This is a genomic window from Streptomyces pacificus (assembly GCF_011766325.1).
GTDB classification, from domain to species: domain Bacteria; phylum Actinomycetota; class Actinomycetes; order Streptomycetales; family Streptomycetaceae; genus Streptomyces; species Streptomyces pacificus.
This window is the reverse complement of record NZ_BLLG01000045.1, coordinates 1-3,206: the sequence shown is the minus strand read 5'-3', so window position 1 is coordinate 3,206 and position 3,206 is coordinate 1. Positions and strand designations below refer to the sequence as shown.

Annotated in this window: 1 protein-coding gene; it reads right to left on the bottom strand. The window is 72.1% G+C overall.

Translation table 11 applies throughout. From position 1 onward, the window contains the following. On the bottom strand, positions 1-3,206 hold a 3,206-nt coding region (locus tag SCWH03_RS28140; RefSeq protein WP_173267736.1), incomplete at both ends, for a type I polyketide synthase.

Genomic DNA, 3,206 nt, shown 5'->3' with positions numbered 1-3,206 from the left:
CACCGCATCCGACAACCGCTCCAACACCAGCACACCAGCGCCCTCGGACCAACCCACACCGTCGGCCGCATCGGAGAACGCCTTGCAGCGGCCGTCAGCGGACAGACCGCGCTGACGGGAGAACTCGACGAACGTCGACGGAGTGGACATCACCGTCACACCACCGGCCAGCGCCAGGGTGCACTCGCCGCCGCGCAGCGCCTGGGCCGCGAGATGCAGCGCCACCAGCGACGACGAGCACGCCGTGTCGACCGTCACGGCCGGACCCTCGAAGCCGAACGTGTACGACACCCGGCCGGAGGCGAAGGTGCCCGCGCTGCCCATGCTCTGGTAACCCTCGAACTCCGGACCGCCGATCAGCACCGAGTAGTCGGTGTACATGACGCCCGCGAACACGCCGGTGCGGGAGCCGTGCAAGGTCGTCGGGTCGATGCCCGTTCGCTCCAGTGCCTCCCAGGAGGTCTCCAGCAGCAGGCGGTGCTGCGAGTCGGTCGACAGTGCCTCGCGCGGGGACATGCCGAAGAACGCCGGGTCGAACTCGCCCGCGTCGTGCAGGAAACCGCCCGACCTGGTGTAGGTGGTGCCCAGGTGGTCCGGGTCGGGGTCGTACAGCGCGTCCAGGTCCCAGCCGCGGTTGGTCGGGAAACCGGTGACGGCGTCGGTCCCGTCGGCCACGAGACGCCACAGATCCTCCGGGGAGGCGACACCGCCCGGGTAGCGGCAGGCCATGCCCACGATCACGATCGGGTCGTCGACCGTGTGCGTGGCGGCAGCGGCGGGCAGCGCCGTCGCCGTCTCGTCGGCGCCGAACAGCTCGTCCAGCAGGTGGTCCGCGAGCATCGCGGCGTTGGGGTAGTCGAAGATCAGGGTGCTGGACAGACGCAGGCCGGTCCCTGTGGTCAGCTGGTTGCGCATCTCGACGGCGGTCAACGAGTCGAAGCCCAGGCTCTGGAACGACTGGCCGGGGTCGATGTCCTCGGTGCCCTTGTGGCCGAGCACCGCCGCGACCTGGCCGCGCACCAGGTCCAGCGCCGCCTCGCGACGTCCCTCGGGGGGCAGTGCCGCCAGCCGCTCCGCCAGTGTAGCGGCGGTGTCCGAACCGGCGACCGCCCGGCGGGCCCGGACCCGGATCAGGCCGCGCAGCAGCGGTGCGATCTCGCCGCGGCCACGCAGCAGCGGCAGATCGAGACGCACCGGAACCGCCTCCGCCGCGCCGGCCGCGAGTGCGGCGTCGAACAGCTCGACGCCTTGTTCGGCGGAGATGCCCGGGATGCCGCCACGGGCCATGCGGTCGGCGTCGGCGCCGGACATCATGCCGGTGAGCCACGGGCCCCATGCCAGCGAGGTCGCGGGCAGCCCGGCTGCCCTGCGGTGCTCGGCCAGGGCGTCCAGGAAGGTGTTGGCGGCCGCGTAGTTGCCCTGCCCGGCGGTGCCGAGGACGCCGGCGACGGAGGAGAAGACGACGAAGGCGGAGAGGTCCGAGGTCAGTTCGTGCAGGTGCCAGGCGGCGTCCACCTTCGGCGCGAGCACGGCGTCGATGCGTTCACCCGTCAGGGACTCCACGACCCCGTCGTCGAGCACTCCCGCCGTGTGCACGACGGCTCCCACCGTGTGCCGTTCCAGCAGTGCGGCCACCGAGTCGCGGTCGGAGACGTCGCACGCCTCGACGACGACGTGCGCGCCCAGTTCCTCCAGCTCGGCGGTGTCGGCCTCACCCCGGCGGCTGACCAGCAGCAGCTCGCGCACACCATGGACGGCGACCAGGTGGCGGGCGACGAGCATGCCGAGACCACCGGTGCCGCCGGTGATCAGCACCCGGCCGGCCCATTCGGTCGGTGTGGCCGCGGGGGCAAGGCGAGCCAGGCGCGGCACGGCGATTTCGCCGCCTCGGATACGCAACTGCGGCTCGTCCAGAGCCTGCGCCCGGTCCAGCACCTCCTGCGGGGTGAGGTCGTCGAGGTCGATGAGGCCGAACCGGCCGGGGTGCTCGGTCTGTGCCGTACGCACCAGACCCCATGCGGTGGAAGCAGCCAGGTCACCGGCACGGGTGACGAACACCAGACGCTCGGGCCGCTCGTCGGCCAGCCATTCCCGGATTCTGGCCAGGGCCTGCTTGGCGACGTCGTGCGCGGAGTCGGCGACGTCGTCCGAGGGTGCCGAGAGGTGCTCGAACACGACATCGGAAGCGGTGCGGGGGGGCAGTTCGACGGGCGTCCAGTCGACGTGGAAGAGCGCCTCTCGTGCGATCCCCGTACCCGCGTCGTCGGAAGACAGCGGGCGGGTGAGCAGGGATTCGACTGAGGCGACCGGGGCGCCCGTGGCGTCGGCGAGGGACACGGACACCGACTGGCCGCCAACCCGGATCCGCGTCCGCAGCACGGATGCGCCGGTGGCGTGCAGGGACACGCCCCGCCACACGAACGGCAATCCCCCGCCGGCCGCGCTCAGTTCGGCGGTGTGCAGCGCAGCGTCCAGGAGCGCCGGGTGCAGTCCATAGCCCGCGGCGTCCACGTCGTCGGGCAGGCCGACCTCTCCGTACACGCTGTCACCGAGCCGCCACACGGCCCGCAGGCCCAGGAAGGCGGATCCGTAGGCGAAGCCCGCGTCGGCGAGTCGCTCGTAGAACCCGTCCACGGGAACCGGCTCGGCGCCGGGCGGCGGCCATGTCGTCGCATCGAAGTCGTCTTCGGCGACGCCCGCCGCCAGGAAGCCGCTGGCGTGCTCCAGCCAGGGAGTGCCGGCGTCGAGCCGTGAGTACACGGTGACCGGGCGGCGTCCGGTGCCATCAGCAGCTCCGACGGAGACCTGGACCTCGACGGCGCTGTCCGCCGGCAGCACCAGCGGAACCGACAGGGTCAGCTCGTCCAGTCGGTCCAGACCCACCTCTTCTCCCGCACGCAGCACCAGTTCGACGAAGGCGGTCCCCGGGAGCAGCATCCGGCCGGCCACGACGTGGTCGGCCAACCAGGGATGGCCGCTGGGCGACAGCCGCGACGTGAAGAGGACCCCTTCGCCGCCCGCGAGCTCGACGGCGGCTCCGAGCAGGGGGTGTCCGACGGCGGTCAGCCCCAGCCTGGACGCGTCGCCCGCGCTGACCGAGACCGAGGGCCAGTAGCGCTGGCGTTGGAAGGGGTAGGTGGGGAGGTCGACATGGTGTCCGCCTTCGTAGAACGGGGACCAGTCGACGGGAACGCCCCTCACATGCA